The organism is Pseudomonas sp. ES3-33 (assembly GCF_000952175.1).
Lineage (GTDB): Bacteria > Pseudomonadota > Gammaproteobacteria > Pseudomonadales > Pseudomonadaceae > Aquipseudomonas > Aquipseudomonas gregormendelii.
Map to the genome: position 1 here is coordinate 1 of NZ_JZRI01000039.1, position 16,823 is coordinate 16,823.

At 56.5% G+C, this 16,823-nt stretch carries 12 protein-coding genes and 2 pseudogenes; 9 read left to right on the top strand and 5 right to left on the bottom strand.

Annotated elements, in window-relative coordinates; genetic code table 11:
* Positions 1 to 15: 15 nt before the first annotated feature.
* From rloA3 to UB23_RS04860, 4 genes are all read right to left on the bottom strand, one after another.
* Positions 16 to 531: a retropepsin-like aspartic peptidase RloA3 gene (rloA3, locus tag UB23_RS04845; protein WP_045058198.1), complete on the bottom strand. Its 516-nt coding sequence runs from the start codon at positions 529 to 531 to the stop codon at positions 16 to 18.
* Positions 532 to 603: 72 nt separating this feature from the next.
* Complete coding sequence (locus UB23_RS04850) at positions 604 to 1,518, bottom strand: cation diffusion facilitator family transporter (RefSeq protein WP_045058199.1); 915 nt, start codon at positions 1,516 to 1,518, stop codon at positions 604 to 606.
* Positions 1,519 to 1,699: 181 nt separating this feature from the next.
* On the bottom strand, positions 1,700 to 2,116 hold the full coding sequence (locus UB23_RS30555) for a TFIIB-type zinc ribbon-containing protein (RefSeq protein WP_311770672.1): 417 nt from the start codon (positions 2,114 to 2,116) through the stop codon (positions 1,700 to 1,702).
* A 30-nt stretch (positions 2,117 to 2,146) separates the two neighbouring features.
* Positions 2,147 to 4,501, bottom strand: coding sequence for a heavy metal translocating P-type ATPase (locus tag UB23_RS04860; RefSeq protein ID WP_045058201.1), 2,355 nt, complete (start codon positions 4,499 to 4,501; stop codon positions 2,147 to 2,149).
* Positions 4,502 to 4,862: 361 nt separating this feature from the next.
* Here UB23_RS04860 and UB23_RS30130 point away from each other — a divergent pair, with 361 nt between their 5' ends.
* The 9 genes and pseudogenes from UB23_RS30130 (at position 4,863) to UB23_RS04905 (ending at position 16,703) form a co-directional block, all read left to right on the top strand.
* A complete protein-coding gene (locus UB23_RS30130; RefSeq protein ID WP_045058202.1) occupies positions 4,863 to 5,204 on the top strand; it encodes a hypothetical protein in 342 nt (113 codons plus the stop codon).
* Between the two features lie 99 nt (positions 5,205 to 5,303).
* On the top strand, positions 5,304 to 6,560 hold the full coding sequence (locus UB23_RS04870) for a TolC family protein (RefSeq protein WP_045058203.1): 1,257 nt from the start codon (positions 5,304 to 5,306) through the stop codon (positions 6,558 to 6,560).
* A complete protein-coding gene (locus UB23_RS04875; protein ID WP_045058204.1) occupies positions 6,557 to 8,041 on the top strand; it encodes an efflux RND transporter periplasmic adaptor subunit in 1,485 nt (494 codons plus the stop codon). Before UB23_RS04870 ends, UB23_RS04875 begins: the two co-directional genes overlap by 4 nt.
* Positions 8,038 to 11,196, top strand: a complete 3,159-nt coding sequence (locus tag UB23_RS04880) for an efflux RND transporter permease subunit (protein WP_045058205.1) — start codon at positions 8,038 to 8,040, stop codon at positions 11,194 to 11,196. The genes UB23_RS04875 and UB23_RS04880 overlap by 4 nt, the downstream gene beginning before the upstream one ends.
* A complete protein-coding gene (locus UB23_RS04885) occupies positions 11,193 to 11,543 on the top strand; it encodes a copper-binding protein (RefSeq protein WP_045058206.1) in 351 nt (116 codons plus the stop codon). Before UB23_RS04880 ends, UB23_RS04885 begins: the two co-directional genes overlap by 4 nt.
* Before the next feature lie 409 nt (positions 11,544 to 11,952).
* The gene (locus tag UB23_RS04890; RefSeq protein ID WP_082069125.1) at positions 11,953 to 12,606 is read left to right on the top strand and encodes an antitoxin Xre/MbcA/ParS toxin-binding domain-containing protein; all 654 of its coding nucleotides are present in this window, start codon (positions 11,953 to 11,955) and stop codon (positions 12,604 to 12,606) included.
* Between the two features lie 396 nt (positions 12,607 to 13,002).
* The gene (locus UB23_RS04895) at positions 13,003 to 13,905 is read left to right on the top strand and encodes a LysR family transcriptional regulator (RefSeq protein WP_045058207.1); all 903 of its coding nucleotides are present in this window, start codon (positions 13,003 to 13,005) and stop codon (positions 13,903 to 13,905) included.
* A gap of 123 nt (positions 13,906 to 14,028) precedes the next feature.
* Positions 14,029 to 14,655 carry a glutathione S-transferase family protein gene (locus tag UB23_RS04900; protein ID WP_045058209.1) on the top strand — a complete coding sequence of 209 codons (627 nt, stop codon included), beginning with the start codon at positions 14,029 to 14,031 and terminating at the stop codon, positions 14,653 to 14,655.
* 18 nt (positions 14,656 to 14,673) lie between these two features.
* Positions 14,674 to 16,703 (top strand): annotated as a pseudogene (locus tag UB23_RS04905) (2Fe-2S iron-sulfur cluster-binding protein).
* A 15-nt stretch (positions 16,704 to 16,718) separates the two neighbouring features.
* On the opposite strand, the pseudogene UB23_RS30645 reads toward UB23_RS04905, so the two are convergent.
* Positions 16,719 to 16,823: pseudogene (locus UB23_RS30645) on the bottom strand (IS110 family transposase); the annotation flags it as partial.

Sequence of the window (16,823 nt, forward strand, 5' to 3'; positions counted from 1 at the left end):
GTATAATTCAGGTGTTTAATTACAGTTTTGTTCGTTAGTGAATGTGCGTGAAACATCGTCCGCGCCCAAGACCCCCAAAGTTTTGCGACCAATCAATACGGGGTAGTTCATGTCGCCTCGATCCTTCAGTGAAAACTCTTCCTTATAAATTTTATCACCTATGCACATCGTCATCATGACTACTGGACGATGTTCAGCGCCACCGGCGCCTCGAACCTTTACATTTCTTTCGACGCGTCGCTCGAAGAGTGCGTTACTCACCTTCTTAGTTTTTGTGTCTTTTACTTTAACGTTGAAACGAACCCATTCCTCTCCATTTTTACGGAATCGTTCTAAGTCTTTCGCATCCATCGAGGATGTAAGAGCCCCTGTATCTAACTTTACTTTCACAGCAATATTTTCTGGTAAAAGTATTCCTTCCTCAATCCACCCGTATACCCTTTCTGGATTAGCAGGTGTTGAAAAAGCTGGCTGCGCAACAAAAGCCAAAAACAAAGCCAGCCCAGAATAACTTAAAATATTTCTGACCATTTTAATCGACCCTTTTGATCTGTATCACGACGTATAAACGTTCATCCAGCTTAAATAAATACCACGACTCAGTTAGTGGACCATACCCTCATGATCGTCAGCCAGTTGATCGTGAAAATCAGATCCTTCCATTTGGACGGTAGTATGGCTGATGTGGAACTTATCACTCATAAGGCTGGTTACTTCAGCCAAGATAGCTTGCTCGCTGCGGGAAGCCGAGTCAGCGACAAGATGGACGCTCATAACACTTTTACCACTGGTCAAAGCCCAGATATGCAAATCGTGGATATTCTTGACCCCCTCAATGCCATAAAGCGTTGCCTCTACCTTCTCAATATCGATGCCCTCTGGAACCCCTTGCAGCAATATGTTCATGCTTTCCTTGAGCAATGACCAAGTCCTGGGCAGCACCCAGAACCCGATGCCAGCCGCGACAAGTGAATCAACCCAAGTCCAGCCGGTGAAACGGATCAAAAGAGCTGCGATGATGACGCCAATAGACCCCACCATATCGCTCCAGACCTCTAAATAAGCGCCCTTCACATTGAGGCTTTCCCCACTGGCAGCACTCAGTAGGCGCATTGAAACAAGGTTGACGATGAGCCCGAACACCGCAATGACCAACATGCCAGTCGACTGGATTTCCGCCGGGACTTTAAGTCGCAGATACGCTTCATAAACGATGTACATAGCGACTAAAAACAGCAAGACCGCATTGAAGGTGGCTGCAAGTATTTCAAATCGTGCGTACCCGAAGGTCCGCTTCCTATCCGCAGAGCGTTTGGCTATATGAATAGCGACCAAGGATATCGCCAAAGCCGCAACGTCCGTCAGCATGTGGGCCGCGTCGGATAATAAGGCCAGGCTGCCGGTGACAAAAGCTCCAATGACCTCCGCGACCATAAAGCTTGTCGTCAGGGTGAGTGCGATCCACAGCAACTTTTCGTGACCGGCGCGTACTTGGCCGTGACTGTGTCCTGAACTCATAACCTTTTCCTCAAACGCCGCTCGCTGAAACTCCAACCACCCAGGTAGCACCCTTGCTACGAGTCGATTGCAGGATATAAAGACCAGCTAATACCCAAAACCGTTCCATCTCATGAAACACCCTATTTCAGAATTGGTGCTGGTTCGAGGTATATCCCGATCAAAGCGCGAAATCGCAGCCTTAATCGAACATCTCCTGCAAAAATGATTTTTTGCGGTACGACTGTTGCCCCTGATGCCCACTCTGGTTTTGATGTCCACCATGACTTTGATGGCCGCTCTGGTGGCCACCTTCTCTCCAACCGCCACCGTGACTTCCTCGCTGATCTCCATGAGCTTGGCTATCTCCATGCTGGCTGTAACCGGGTTGTACTGCTGGAGGAGCATTCTGTACGGGTGGAATTGGGTTCTGTGGAAGAAACCTAACGGCCTCCTGTTGTTGGCTGCGCTCGATGATCTTGTCGAGTTCACCTCGGTCGAGCCAAACGCCACGGCATTGAGGGCAATAATCAATTTCGATGCTTTGGCGCTCAGTCATTACGAGGGCAGTATCTTTGCAGATCGGACATTGCATGATTTGATTTCCTTGTGTGGGCATGTAATTGAACACGAAGTCGCAGCTTTCGTATCACCGACGCAGTAGCCGCAGTCCGTTGAATACGACCAGCAGGCTCGCTCCCATATCGGCGAAAACAGCCATCCACAACGTAGCGTGGCCGGACAATGCAAGCGCCAAAAATACAACTTTGATACCCAAGGCCAGTCCGATGTTTTGCTTCAAAACAGAGGCACATCGACGACTCAGGCTAATAAAATCAGCAATCTTGCGTGGGTCGTCATCCATGATGGCGACATCAGCCGTTTCAAGGGCTGTGGCAGTCCCTGCGGCCCCCATCGCAAAACCAATGTCGGCTTGCGCCAATGCTGGAGCATCGTTCACACCATCGCCCACCATGCCAACAGTACCAAAGCGGCGTTTGAGTTCAGCGACGGCGGCTTGTTTATCCTCCGGCATGAGGTTTCCGCGTGCATCCTGTATGCCGAGCTGAGCGGCGATGGACTTGGCGGTTGCAGGGTTGTCACCCGTGAGCATCACCGGTACGACATTCAACGCTTTCAGAGCAGTTACGGCAGCAAAGCTTTCAGGCCTTACGGTGTCAGCCACAGCAAAAATCGCTACTGGACCGCTGGCCGCGCAGAGCACGATTACAGTTTTTCCTGCGTTTTCCAGTAGCGACAATCGGGCCTCAAGGGCCGGCGAGCATACGCCCAACTCTTCAACCAAGCGGTGGTTACCCAGGTGCCACGATTGACCGTCGATATTGCCTTTGACGCCACGACCGTTGAGTACGCCGAAGTCCTCAACCGGCAGAGTCGCCGCATCCGGTTGCTGTAATTTCCATCCGCTGACCAAGGCCTTCGCCACTGGGTGTGTACTGTGTTCGTCGAGGCTAGCTGCGATCTGCAAAGCCATCTCGATGGGCAGATCACCAAACGGCTCGTTATCGGTCAGTACCGGCTTGCCTTGGGTCAAGGTGCCGGTCTTGTCGAGCGCCACAACCTTAAGTAGTCGGCCGCTTTCAAGGTATGCACCGCCTTTAATCAAAATGCCATGCTTGGCAGCCGCGGCTAGCCCACTGACGACGGTAATTGGCGTTGAAACCACCAAGGCACATGGGCAGGCGATCACTAACAGGACCAGGGCCTGATAAAGCCAATCGCCCCAGGTTCCACCGATCAGTACAGGGCCCAAGACAGCGACCAAGAGGGCAAGAACCACTACAGCCGGGGTGTAATAACGTGCAAACTCATCTACAAATCGCTGAGTAGGGGCTCGTTGAGACTGCGCGTCTTGTATGGCTGCCGCGATACGAGCAAGAGTACTTTCTCCTGCTACGGCCGTCACAGTCGCTTCAACCACGCCGTCGGTAACGATACTGCCAGCGTAAAGTGGGTCCCCGACCTGCTTATCAACAGGTAGGCTTTCGCCGGTAATTGGAGCTTGGTCCAGTGCGGCGCGACCTGAGTCTATGCGGGCATCCAAGGGTACTCGCGAACCCGTGCGAACCCGAATACGACTACCAAGTAATACACTCGCCACCGGATGGTCTTTCCAGCCGCCATCAGTCATGACTTCAGCGGTTTCTGGCGCCAACGCGGTCAGCGACTTGATCGCGTTCCGCGCGCGCTCCAGAGAAAGTGCTTCGATAGCCTCAGCAACGGCGAAAAGGAAAACCACCATCGCGGCTTCGGGCCATTTACCGATGATGAGAGCACCAACGACAGCCAACGACATCAGAAAATAGATGTTCAGAGTGAGGTTCTTAACTGCAATCCAACCCTTTTTGAGGGTGGGCAAACCAGCGCTCAGAATGGAAAGAGCCGCAAGCACCATAACCGGCCAAGAACCTTCTTGTCCGGTTGTCCACGCGATGACTTCAGCGGCGATAGCAGCCAGGCCACTGATGGCCAGCAATCCTTTTAGTTTTGCGCTCAGGGCCGGGGGAACCGCCGATGGCGCGGCACCGGCTTCGATCAGGCTCGGCCCCATGTCCAACGCGACTAATGCGGTGACGATTGGCTGCGGATCATCCAAGCGGTGATGCACGGTCAACTCACGATTCAGGAGGTTGAAGTCGAGCCGAACAATTCCGGCCATCGGCTCCAGTCGGTTGCGGATCAAGCGCTCCTCTGTAGGGCAATCCATTTTATCGATGCGGTAGCGAACTCTACTGGTCCCTTTCGGGGCAGGGCTACTCTTAGTAATCGCAACACCATCAGTAGCTTGCGTGCCATGAGCACAGCACGCATCGGCATGATCGTGAGCATGCTCATGCTCATGCTCATGGTCGTGACCATGTTCTTTGTGATGCTTGGGTTCAGCAGCATTAACAGACCCATGTTGATGGTCAGATCCGCAACACTCTTCTTTCTTCTGTACGTGAAGACGGAGGACCGGCTTGAGCTTGTTTTCCTGGTTCATGGTGCTTCTACCGCTTGGGATAATTTCACCATTCAACAGCCTGTACCTACTACAGGGTCAAGCGCCCAATGAAGTTATTTGAAGCTGCTTTCGTGTGCGGATAGCTTGGTCCTCCATGGACATCACCTAATCCTCGGAAGGCAGAAGAGGGTTCAAAAACTTGATTTGAGGTCTCCTATTCGCCTATTTTTGGCTGCAATCTGTCCACAAACTCAGGTAAAAGATGAGATGTGGCCAGATAAAAATTGACTCAGATTTATAAACCAGCTCCGGTGTTATCACCTGACTTAGGCCTCTCGGCAGGCCGTTTATGCCCTGCATCCAATTGTAAGGGCCATTTGCACCGTCTACACTCCAGTCCATGAAACGCTATCTGCGGTTTTGCATCGTCTTCATGATTAGCTTGGCGCTTCCCCTCAGCGGGATGGCGGGCGTTCAGGCACCGACAGAACCATGCCCAATGAAGACGATGGGCATGGCGATAATGGACGACATGGGGATGGACTGCTGCAACGATATGAAAAGCCCTTCCGAGCACGGCAAACCTTGTAAGCCGGGCCAGGAATGCAAGACAGGCGGCATGCTGCAAGTCTCGATCCTCAAGCCTCCTGTAACCGTATTCAGCCCCGTAGTGCTTTACTTCTTCAGCGATTCCCTACCCGTACAGACCCCGTCCGGGGTATGGCGACCGCCTCGCGTTTGATTCCTGTCCCACATTGAGCCTCATTCCGCGTTAGCGGGATGGACTAGCTGCGCGCATGTCTTTTGACGCGTGCAGTGGATGATCACAGGAATCGTAAACATGAACTCCAAGTGCTATTGCACAGGCTGGTCCCTCGTGGCCGGTCTGGCGGCAAGCGTACTGGCATTGCCGAGCTTCGCTGCCGCATTGACACTCGATGAAGCGTTGCGGCTGGCCGAAAACAATGCACCGTCGCTGACCGCACAAGACGCCAAAATTCAAGCTGCCAGCAGCGCGGCTATTCCAGCCGGTGAACTACCTGACCCCAGGCTACTGTTGGGTGTGCAGAACTACCCCATTGGCGGTCCGGATCGCTGGAGCATCGATCAGGACTTCATGACCATGCAAGTGGTCGGGGTCAGGCAAGAAATGCCCAACAGCGACAAGCGCAAAGCGCGCATAGAAGTGGCCGATGCGGCCATTGATCGCGCCGCTGCGGAGCGTCGAGTCGAACGTCTGAAAGTACGCCAGTCCACGGCGTTGGCCTGGATCAATAGCTACTCGGTTGAGCGCAAAGATGCGCTGTTCCAGGACTTCTACAAAGAAACCCGCCTGTTGACCGATACCGTCAGGGCCCAGATTGCCGGTGGCCGCGCTCAACCCGCCGATGCGGTGACGCCTAAGCAAGAAGCGGCTCAACTGGCGGAGCAACAGGACGATCTGATTCTCCAGAGAGCGCAGGCCCGAGCAGCCCTCAAACGCTGGATTGGCTCCGCCGCCAACGACAAGCCTGTGGGCAGCTTGCCGCATTGGCCCGTCGATACCTCCGGCTACGCCCATAAACTGCAACACCACCCCGAGTTGGCAGCGTTTGCGCCGATGACCCGCGAAGCGCAAGCCAAGGTTCGTGAAGCCGTGTCGGAGAAGCAGTCGGACTGGAGCTGGGAGCTGGATTATCAGCGTCGCGGCCGTGAGTTTGGCGATATGGTCAGCGTGCAATTTTCCTGGGAGCTGCCGCTGTTTCCTGACTCGCGCCAAAACCCCAAAATCGCAGCCAAACAGGCTGAACTCAGTCAGCTTGAGGCCGAGCGCGAAGCTCTGTCACGCGAGCACACTCAGCAACTAGAGAGCGAACTGGCCGACTATGAGCGCCTGAATCGTGCCGTGCGCCGAAACCAGGAAAGCCTGTTGCCGCTGGCCAAGGAAAAGGTCGAACTCAGCATGGCCAGTTATCGCTCGGGCAAAGGCGATTTAAACGCCGTTGTTGCTGCCCGACGTGAACTCATCGAGGCCCGCCTCAAACAGATCGACGTGGAAGAGCAGCGAGCGCTGACCAGTGCGCGGTTGTATTTTGCTTATGGGGAGTCCAGCCAATGAGCCTTAAAAAAGGGAACGGGGCATTGCTGGTTGGCATCTCGCTGGCCTTAGGTGTTGCCGGTGGTTACTGGTTGGCGCATCAGCGTATGAGTGGACTACCAAATACCACACAAGAGCAGAGCCTCAATTCACCGGGCGAACGCAAAGCACTTTATTGGTACGACCCCATGTACCCGCAACAAAAGTTCGATAAGCCGGGTAAGTCTCCCTTCATGGACATGCAACTGGTCCCGCAGTACACCAGCAGCGCAGGGGACCGAGCGACCGTCAGTATCGATCCAAGTCTGACCCAAAATCTCGGCCTGCGTTTTGCGACAGTCAGCCGTGCGATCTTTGATTCCAGCCTCGACGTGACAGGTGTGTTGGGATTCAACGAACGTGATGTCGCTGTGATTCAGGCGCGCACCCCTGGCTTTGTGGAGCGGGTCTATGCCCATGCTCCCGGCGATGTACTCAAAGCCAACGCGGCGCTGGCGGATGTTCTGGTGCCTGAGTGGGCCGCTGCCCAGACAGAGTTCCTTGCCCTGAAACGCAACGGGGATGCTGCCCTGTTGGATGCGGCCCGACAACGACTGCGGCTCACAGGGATGCCGGCAGCACTGATTACCGATGTAGAGCGTGGCGGTAAGGTTCAGCCCTACCTGACGCTGACCAGCCCCATTGCCGGTGTACTGCAAGAATTGAACGTACGTGCGGGAATGACCGTGGCGACTGGCGATACTCTGGCACGCGTCAATGGCTTGAGCAGTGTCTGGCTAGCCGTGGCCGTTCCAGAATCGGATGCCGGATCAATCACCGTGGGGCAGGCGGTCGAAGCGCGCCTGCCAGCTTTCCCAGGGACAATACTCAACGGCAGGGTCAGCGCGATTTTGCCCGAGACCAATCCGGACAGCCGCACTCTTCGCGTACGTGTCGAGTTACCCAATCCGGACGGACGCCTCAGACCGGGTTTGACAGCGCAGGTACACCTGAATCGTTCGACCGAGCAAAGTGTGTTGTGGGTGCCGAGCGAAGCGGTGATTCGCACGGGCCGACGTGCCTTGGTGATGCTCGCCGCAGACGCCGGCCGCTACCGTCCCGTGGCGGTGCAACTCGGGCAGGAAAGCGATGGCAAGACGGCGATATTGAAAGGTCTGGAAGAAGGCCAGAAAGTGGTTACCTCTGGCCAGTTCCTGCTCGACTCGGAGGCCAGTCTTAAGGGCATCGTTGCAAGCTCGGAGGAAGAGTCACCACCCAGCGCAGCAGCCTCCAGCTTTCATGAAGCGGATGGGCAGATCGTTGAGATCAACGACAAAGAAGTCACGCTCGCCCATGGTCCTTTCAAAACGCTGGGTATGCCTGGCATGACGATGACGTTCCCACTCGCCAACCCGGCGCTGATGCAGGGCTTCAAAACGGGTGACAAGGTTCGGGTTGCGGTGAGTCAGACCGACGATGGCCTGCGTGTTGAGCGCCTGGAAAAATCGGGGAGCCAGCCATGATCGCTGCCCTGATTCGTTGGTCAGTGGCCAACCGATTCCTGGTGCTACTGGCGACGCTGTTTGTCACGGCGTGGGGCATTTGGTCGGTGCAGAGCACGCCCATCGATGCACTGCCAGATCTCTCGGATGTTCAGGTGATCATCCGCACCCCTTTTCCGGGACAAGCGCCGCAGATTGTCGAGAACCAGGTGACCTATCCGTTGGCCACCACCATGCTCTCGGTGCCGGGTGCCAAGACGGTGCGTGGCTATTCCTTCTTCGGTGACAGCTTCGTTTACGTGCTGTTCGAAGACGGCACTGACTTGTACTGGGCGCGCTCGCGGGTGTTGGAGTATCTGAGCCAAATACAAAGTCGGTTGCCGGCCAGCGCCAAGCCGGCGTTGGGACCGGATGCGACGGGGGTGGGCTGGATCTATCAGTACGCACTGGTGGATCGCAGTGGAGGACACGATCTGGCGCAGCTACGCGCACTTCAGGACTGGTTCCTCAAGTTCGAACTCAAGACCCTGCCCAACGTTGCAGAAGTAGCCACCGTGGGTGGCATGGTCAAGCAGTACCAGGTCCAGCTTGATCCGCTCAAACTGGCCAGCCTCGGTATTACTCAGGCTGAGGTGACCGAAGCCATCGGCAAGGCCAACCAGGAAACCGGTGGCGCGGTGCTGGAGATGGCAGAGACCGAGTTCATCGTGCGTGCTTCCGGCTACCTGAAGACGCTCAATGACTTTCGGGCGATCCCGCTCAAGCTGGCTTCGGGAGGAGTGCCAGTAACCCTTGGCGATGTCGCCACGATCCAGTTGGGACCGGAAATGCGGCGTGGCATTACTGAACTCGACGGCGAAGGCGAGACCGTCGGCGGCGTGGTGATTTTGCGCAGCGGCAAGAATGCTCGCGAGACCATTGCCGCGGTCAAGACCAAACTCGACGAACTGAAAAGCAGTCTGCCGGCCGGGGTGGATATCGTCACCACCTACGACCGCAGTAAGCTGATCGACCGCGCCGTGGAAAACCTCAGCCACAAGCTCATCGAAGAGTTCATCGTTGTCGCGTTGGTGTGTGGGATCTTCCTCTGGCACCTGCGCTCATCTCTGGTGGCGATCATTTCGCTGCCGGTGGGGGTGCTGATTGCCTTCATCGTCATGCGCTACCAGGGCATCAACGCCAACATCATGTCCTTGGGCGGGATAGCCATCGCCATCGGCGCCATGGTCGATGCCGCCGTGGTGATGATCGAGAACGCCCACAAGAAGATCGAGGCATGGCACGCGGCCAATCCGGGGGAAGAACTGAAGGGTGAACGTCATTGGCATGTAATGACCGAAGCGGCGGCAGAGGTAGGCCCGGCGCTGTTCTTCTGTTTGTTGATCATCACTCTGTCTTTCATTCCGGTGTTCACCCTGGAAGCTCAGGAAGGACGGCTGTTCGGTCCTTTGGCTTTCACCAAGACCTACGCCATGGCCGCAGCGGCGGGATTGTCAGTGACCTTGGTGCCGGTGCTGATGGGCTACTGGGTTCGTGGACGAATTCCCAGTGAACATCAGAACCCGTTGAACCGGTGGTTGATTCGGATCTATCAGCCAGCCCTGGACGCAGTCTTGCGTCGACCAAAGATCACGCTGCTGGTGGCACTATTGGTTTTTGTCAGTGCGCTATGGCCAATGTCTCGCTTGGGTGGCGAGTTTCTCCCCCCGTTGGACGAGGGCGACCTGCTCTATATGCCTTCAGCTCTGCCGGGATTGTCAGCGCAGAAAGCGGCACAACTGCTGCAACAGACTGACCGTCTGATCAAGACCGTGCCTGAAGTCGAACACGTCTTCGGTAAGGCGGGGCGCGCTGAAACCGCCACCGACCCCGCACCGCTGGAGATGTTCGAAACCACGATCCAGTTCAAGCCGCACGAGCAATGGCGTCCAGGCATGACCCAGGAAAAGTTGGTGGAAGAACTGGATCGAGTGGTACGAGTCCCTGGGCTGACGAATATCTGGATACCACCGATTCGTAACCGTATCGACATGCTGGCTACGGGGATCAAGAGTCCCATCGGAGTGAAAGTTGCCGGCACCAACCTGACGGAGATCGATGCCGCGACTCAGGCGGTTGAGCGAGTGGCCAAGGACGTGCCCGGCGTCAGTTCGGCTCTGGCCGAGCGTCTGACCGGTGGTCGCTATATCGATGTGGATATCGACCGCAAAGCCGCCGCCCGCTACGGACTGAATATCGCCGATGTGCAGTCCATCGTGGCCGGCGCTATCGGCGGTGAAAACGTCGGCGAGACCATTGAAGGGCTCGCACGCTTCCCGATCAACGTGCGCTATCCACGGGAGTGGCGTGACTCGCTCGGCGCCCTGGAGCAATTGCCGATCTATACCCCGCTAGGTAGCCAGATCACCCTCGGCACAGTGGCGAAGGTCAAAGTCACGGACGGTCCACCGATGCTCAAGAGCGAGAACGCACGACCTTCGGGCTGGGTGTACGTCGATGTGCGGGGGAGGGACATTGCGTCGGTGGTCGCTGATCTACGACGGGTCGTCAATGAGCAGGTCAAGTTGCAGCCCGGCATGAGCCTGAGCTACTCAGGGCAGTTCGAGTTTCTCGAAAGGGCCAACGCACGACTCAAACTGGTGGTGCCTGCCACGCTGTTGATCATCTTCGTGCTGCTCTACCTGACTTTTGCCCGCTTCGATGAGGCCTTGCTGATCATGGCCACTCTGCCATTCGCTCTCACGGGCGGGGCATGGTTCCTCTATCTGTTGGGGTTCAACCTGTCAGTCGCCACCGGGGTCGGCTTTATCGCCTTGGCCGGTGTTTCCGCCGAGTTTGGCGTGATCATGTTGCTCTACCTGAAGAACGCCTGGGCCGAACGTGAAGACCTCGGCGACAGCACTGAGCTCGGTCTGGTTGCGGCGATTCGTGAAGGCGCCGTGCAGCGTGTTCGACCCAAGGCCATGACCGTGGCCGTCATCATTGCCGGCTTGTTACCCATCTTGCTGGGCAGCGGGACCGGCAGCGAGGTGATGAGCCGCATTGCTGCGCCCATGGTAGGCGGCATGGTCACGGCACCCTTGCTTTCCCTGTTTGTCATTCCGGCAGCCTATCGCCTGATGCGTCGCCGGCACCTCTCCGTTGAAACCGTCAAACCTGAAGGAAGTGTCGTATGAAACTGACCCTGATTGCAGTTGCCAGCACCGTAGTAGCGTTGTCTTTTTCTGCCCTGGCAGAGGACATGCCGGGTATGAAGATGGACGGTATGGAGAGCAAGCAGATGACTGAGGAAACAAAGCAGGCTCCAGTCGCGAATGCCGATGGAACGATCAAGGCTATCGATACTGTGAAGCATACGGTGACTATCTCTCACGGCGCTGTGCCTGCCGTGCGATGGCCGCCGATGACCATGGTCTTTTCCGTAACGCAAGATAAGTTGACAGGGCTGACGGCCGGAGACCGTGTATCTTTTTCCTTCCTGATAGAGGGTGGTAGAGCTACGATTGTGTCCATTCAAAAGTGAAACAGCGGTGGTGAAAGTGGCCGGCGCGCTTGTCGAGCCGACCATTATCACTAAATCTGCAGGTCAGAAAAATGTACGCCTCGTTTTGAGTCGCGAGCAGTCGAGATGCGACGAAGTTGAGGCCGGTCTCTGTTGGGCTTCTTTTCCTTCCCTTTGGCGAATATCTTTCTGACCAGACCAATGGCTGCCGTTGACCCATTTCCGTCCGATGTGGTGCTCGAACGTGAAACAGCGGGCGTGTAGTCGAGCTTTTAGCTGACATCTTTGCCGATGCGCCGGAGAGTGCAGCCGCTCGTCGCAATAACCGGCAGGAATGGCCTCTATGCACGGTTATCCAGTGACTGGATCTGCTCTGCGCGCGAGCATAATGATGCGTCTTCTCTAATTACGAAATGAGAACCGGACGATCATGAGTGGGAGCGAGCGCTGGATAGTCAAATGCCAGGATACTGAGGATGGTAGCGGTGATGTCATCGTTGATTTACCCCCAGAACTGCTTGCCAAAATGGGAGTAGGTGTGGGGGACGATCTGACGATTACGGTAGCGGACGGCGCAATAGTGCTGAAGCCTACGCATGGAACAACATCAGTGCAGCCCGTGTTTGCTGGAGTCCTGCTTGATGAAGCTTATCATGCCTACCGCATCCGGCTGGAGGCGTCTCTTAATATCCCCTCAAACGCCTCTGACCAGGACATTCACGACATTATCGTAGCTGGCTTCTCGGCCAGCCTGATCCAGTCGCTTTGCGACGTTGGAACTATAAGTCCGGAAGAACGCGACAGAATTATTCCACTCAAAATGCTCAAAACAAAATTGGTCAGCAATCAGCTTTTAACGGTGGATGAGAGTGATCGCCTGTTCCGCTTTGCACATATTACCGCCATGGCCGATGTGATCTTCGGGGACGCAGAGAAGGCCAAACAATGGCTTTCCAAACCGAAATCCCGGTTTTCGGGTAAAAGTCCAACAGCGATGCTCACTACAACTCACGGCACACATCGGGTCGAACAAATGCTGATTGAGGTAAATGAGGGCATGTCATTTCGATCTAACCGCAGCTAAGTAGAACCATCACAATTGGGTACGCGCCCCCAAGGGCATTTTTGTCAAAATATTCATTCAGCTGGCATGCTCCGTTAAGCCGTTTACCCCTGAGTTCACTGAGCCGGTGGTGTCACAATATTTTGTTCGGCTGCAATCTCGACTTTAAAAAGGCTCCCGCGGGTAGTGTCAAACTATGTTGTTATAAACTCATCCCGTCATTCGGATATCGTTATGCGTTGTGTCAATCTATGTTGTAAAAATGGCATCGCGGCAGGTTCCGTAAACGACTGATTTTATTGGTTTCCGTGTGTCAAACTATGATGTTGGGCACCAAACTTAAGATCGCATCCATCGAGCTCTTGTAGGAGCTGCCGAAGGCTGCGATCTTTTGCTTTTAACAAAGAGCGACCGCCCATGGACCGCTTCCAGGAAATGCAGGTATTCGCCGCCGTCGCCCAAGCCCAGGGCTTTTCGGCGGCAGCGCGGCATTTGGGTATGTCTGCAGCCAGCGTCACTCGCGCAGTCGCCGCGTTGGAGAAGCGCATCGGCACGCAGCTGCTCACGCGCACCACCCGCAGCGTCCACCTCAGTGAAGCGGGGCAGCGTTATCTGGAGGATTGTCGGAGAATTCTTGGCGAGGTGCAGGAAGCCGAGGATTCGGCGGCGGGCAGTCATGCCCAGCCCCGTGGGCAGTTAACGGTGACCGCCCCCGTCCTGTTTGGCGATCTTTTTGTCACACCGATCATGGTGAGTTACCTGACCCGGTTTCCTGAAGTCAGCATCAACGCTTTATTGGTTGATCGAGTCGTCAGCATGGTCGAGGAAGGCGTTGATGTCGCCGTGCGCATTGGCGAGCTGGCCGACAGTAATCAGCATGCTATTCGGGTGGGTGAGGTTCGCCGGGTCATCTGTGCGTCGCCGTCCTTTCTCCAGGCTAATGGCCGACCAGTACACCCGCAGGATCTTGCCCAAGTGCCGGTCATTGCAACTTCCGCGACAGGGCTGCAACGCAACTGGCCATTCCTCGACGCCGGCAATTCGCTGATGGTGCGCCTGGAACCGCGGCTGACGGTGACGGCTAATCAGGCGGCAATCAGTGCGGCTTGCATGGGGCTGGGTCTCACTCGGGTGCTTTCCTACCAAGTGGCGAATCACGTCGAGGCAGGTGAGCTGGAAGTTGTGCTCGCGGAGTTCGAACTGCCACCGCTGCCCATTCATGTCGTCTACCAGGGCGGCCGTAAGGCACCGGCGCGCATTCGCGGCTTCGTGGATTTTGCAGTCAATGAACTGCGCGAACATCCGTCCCTGCGTCGCTGAATTATTGCTCTTAGTGAAATAAATGATTGCGGATGCTGGTGATTCTATAGATCTGTGGATTGGTAGAGGATGGCTTTCCTCGGCGCTGAGCTCCTCATCTGCGCCCCAACTGCGGAGTTCACCATGCAACCGATCAAACTCTATAACTTCCCGCGCTCCGGCCATGCCCATCGCGCCGAGCTGATGCTGTCCCTGCTGCAGCTACCCACTGAGCTGATCTTCGTCGACCTGGCCAAGGGCGCGCACAAGCAGCCCGAGTACCTGGCCCTCAATCCTTTCGGGCAAGTGCCAGTACTGGATGATCAGGGAGTCATCCTCGCCGATTCCAATGCGATTCTGGTTTATCTGGCGCACAAGTATGGCAACGGTCGCTGGTTGCCGACGGATCCTGTGGCAGCCGCCAGGGTGCAACGCTGGCTGTCGGTTGCTGCGGGGCAGATTGCTTTTGGTCCGGCTCGTGCTCGGCTGATCACAGTGTTCGGTGCGCCCTACGATGCCGAAGAAGCCATCACTCGCGCCCACGACCTGCTCAAGGTTATGGACCATGAACTGGCGGATAACCCATGGCTGGCCGGAACCGAACCTACGATCGCCGATGTCGCTGCCTACAGTTACATCGCCCATGCGCCTGAAGGCAATGTATCACTCGAGGCTTACGCCAATGTGCGCGCCTGGCTGGCGCGTGTAGAAGCCTTGCCAGGGTTTGTGCCGATGCCGCGTACCGTCGCCGGTTTGCAAACCACTGCCTGATGCAGGGGAGATGCCGTTATGGAACGTTCACCGTGGCACGTCGGCGAAAGACAGTTGCAAGAGCATGTCGGAGTAGCCGAGCGCATGGAGGCATTCGGACGCAGGGTGATTCGCCGCGAGATGCCGGATCAGCACCGCCAGTTTTATCAGCAACTGCCATTCATGCTGTACGGTGCGGTGGATGCAAATGGTGATCCGTGGGCCAGCGTGCTTGAAGGCGCGCCTGGATTTGCCCACTCCCCGCAGCCCGGTGTGTTGCAATTCGACAGCCTGCCGGGTGCCGATGACCCGGCGCAATTGACCCAAGGCGCCGCGATCGGACTCCTGGGCATCGAGCTGCACACCCGGCGCAGGAATCGTCTCAATGGCCATATCGGCAACCAAACAGCCATAGGATTTGACGTTACGGTTGACCAGTCCTTCGGCAATTGCCCGCAGTACATTCAGTTGCGTCAGTTTCATACAGTGCCGCTGGCAGAACCTTCGTCGCGCATTGCTGAACGCCTGGGCGCGCTGGATTTCGCGGCCCAGGACATGATTACCCGTGCCGACACCTTCTTCGTCGCCAGTTATGTAGACATCGACGGCCAACGCGCGGTCGACGTATCGCATCGCGGTGGTCAGGCCGGATTCGTCCAGGTACATGGCAATCGACTGACCATTCCGGATTTTGCCGGTAATCTGCACTTCAACACCTTGGGCAACCTACTGGTCAATCCTCGGGCGGGCCTGTTGTTCATCGATTTCACTTCCGGCGACCTGCTGCAACTGGCGGGTCGCACTGAAATCATCCTCGATGGCCCACAGGTGGAATCCTTTCAAGGTGCCGAACGGTTGTGGACCTTCGACGTAGAGCGCGTGGTGCGTCGCCCGGCAGCTCTGGCTCTGCGCTGGCGCTTCGACGGAGTTTCGCCCAACAGCCTGATGACCGGCACCTGGGAGCAGGCGGCTGCGCGGTTGCAGGCCCAGGCGTTGGGCGATCGCTGGCGGCCATTGCGAGTGGTGCGCATCGAAGCGCAAAGCCGCAACATTCGCTCGATTTATCTCGAACCAGCGGATGATGCAGGGTTACCGGTGTTCCAGGCGGGTCAGCATTTACCGTTGCGATTTGATATCGGCGGTGGAAATCACATCCGCACCTACAGCCTGTCGAGCGCACCCTCCGACGATTTTTTCCGTATCAGCGTAAAGCGCGAGGGGCTGGTGTCTTCGTTCCTGCACGATCAGCTCAAGGTCGGTGATGTCCTGGAAGCTCGTGCACCCCAGGGGCATTTCACCGTGGCGCCCCACGAGCGACGGCCGTTGGTGTTGCTCGCGGCGGGCGTTGGCATTACGCCATTGCTCTCGATGTTGCGCGAGGTGGTGTATCAAGGCCTGCGCACCCGGCGCATTCGTCCTACGTGGTTGTTCCAGAGTTCGCGCACTCTCGACGACCAGCCATTTCGCGCCGAGCTGGATCAACTCCTGGAAACGGCGGGAGACGCGGTAAGGGTGCTGCGCTTGCTCAGCCAGCCGGAAGAAGGATTACTGGAGGGAGAGGACTTTGATCTGAGCGGACGGATCAGCACGGCGTTGCTCAACAACATCCTTGAAGTGGAAGACTACGACCAGCCGGATTTTGTCCTGTGCGGCCCCGGAGGTTTCACTCAGGGTTTGTATGACAGCCTGCGGGAACTGGACATTCGCGATGCGCAGATTCACGCGGAAACCTTTGGCCCCTCGACTCTGCGGCGCCAGCTAGACCCTGATGCCGTGGTGATCGACCAACCGCCGGCGGCGACTACCTCGGTGCCGGTGGTGTTCCAGCGATCGGCCAAGGAGGCCCGCTGGCAACCCGACGGTGGCAGTTTGCTGGAGTTGGCGGAAAGTCGCGGCTTGCGTCCTGAATTCAGTTGCCGGGGGGGGCATGCGGCACCTGCAAGACGCGCCTGGTGAGCGGCCAGGTTAATTATCCACAGCCCCCGGCGGAGATTCCCGGTGAGGGGCAAGTGTTGATCTGTTGCGCGGTGCCGGCGCAGGGATCACAGCCTTTGGTGCTTGACCTGTAGATACTCTGTTACCGGTCAAGCTTTCAGCAGGTGTTTTTCGCTGAAAAGCTTGGCCGTGTCGAAATCTTCTCCTGCGCGTATGCACGCCCACAAGCCTGTCAGGTATTTGCGCATAACCGC

Bases quoted from the DNA above. Each gene is read 5' to 3' on its own strand.
- rloA3 (WP_045058198.1), bottom strand. From the start codon at position 531: ATGGTCAGAAATATTTTAAGTTATTCTGGGCTGGCTTTGTTTTTGGCT.
- UB23_RS04850 (WP_045058199.1), bottom strand. From the start codon at position 1,518: ATGAGTTCAGGACACAGTCACGGCCAAGTACGCGCCGGTCACGAAAAG.
- UB23_RS30555 (WP_311770672.1), bottom strand. From the start codon at position 2,116: ATGCCCACACAAGGAAATCAAATCATGCAATGTCCGATCTGCAAAGAT.
- UB23_RS04860 (WP_045058201.1), bottom strand. From the start codon at position 4,501: ATGAACCAGGAAAACAAGCTCAAGCCGGTCCTCCGTCTTCACGTACAG.
- UB23_RS30130 (WP_045058202.1), top strand. From the start codon at position 4,863: ATGAAACGCTATCTGCGGTTTTGCATCGTCTTCATGATTAGCTTGGCG.
- UB23_RS04870 (WP_045058203.1), top strand. From the start codon at position 5,304: ATGAACTCCAAGTGCTATTGCACAGGCTGGTCCCTCGTGGCCGGTCTG.
- UB23_RS04875 (WP_045058204.1), top strand. From the start codon at position 6,557: ATGAGCCTTAAAAAAGGGAACGGGGCATTGCTGGTTGGCATCTCGCTG.
- UB23_RS04880 (WP_045058205.1), top strand. From the start codon at position 8,038: ATGATCGCTGCCCTGATTCGTTGGTCAGTGGCCAACCGATTCCTGGTG.
- UB23_RS04885 (WP_045058206.1), top strand. From the start codon at position 11,193: ATGAAACTGACCCTGATTGCAGTTGCCAGCACCGTAGTAGCGTTGTCT.
- UB23_RS04890 (WP_082069125.1), top strand. From the start codon at position 11,953: ATGAGTGGGAGCGAGCGCTGGATAGTCAAATGCCAGGATACTGAGGAT.
- UB23_RS04895 (WP_045058207.1), top strand. From the start codon at position 13,003: ATGGACCGCTTCCAGGAAATGCAGGTATTCGCCGCCGTCGCCCAAGCC.
- UB23_RS04900 (WP_045058209.1), top strand. From the start codon at position 14,029: ATGCAACCGATCAAACTCTATAACTTCCCGCGCTCCGGCCATGCCCAT.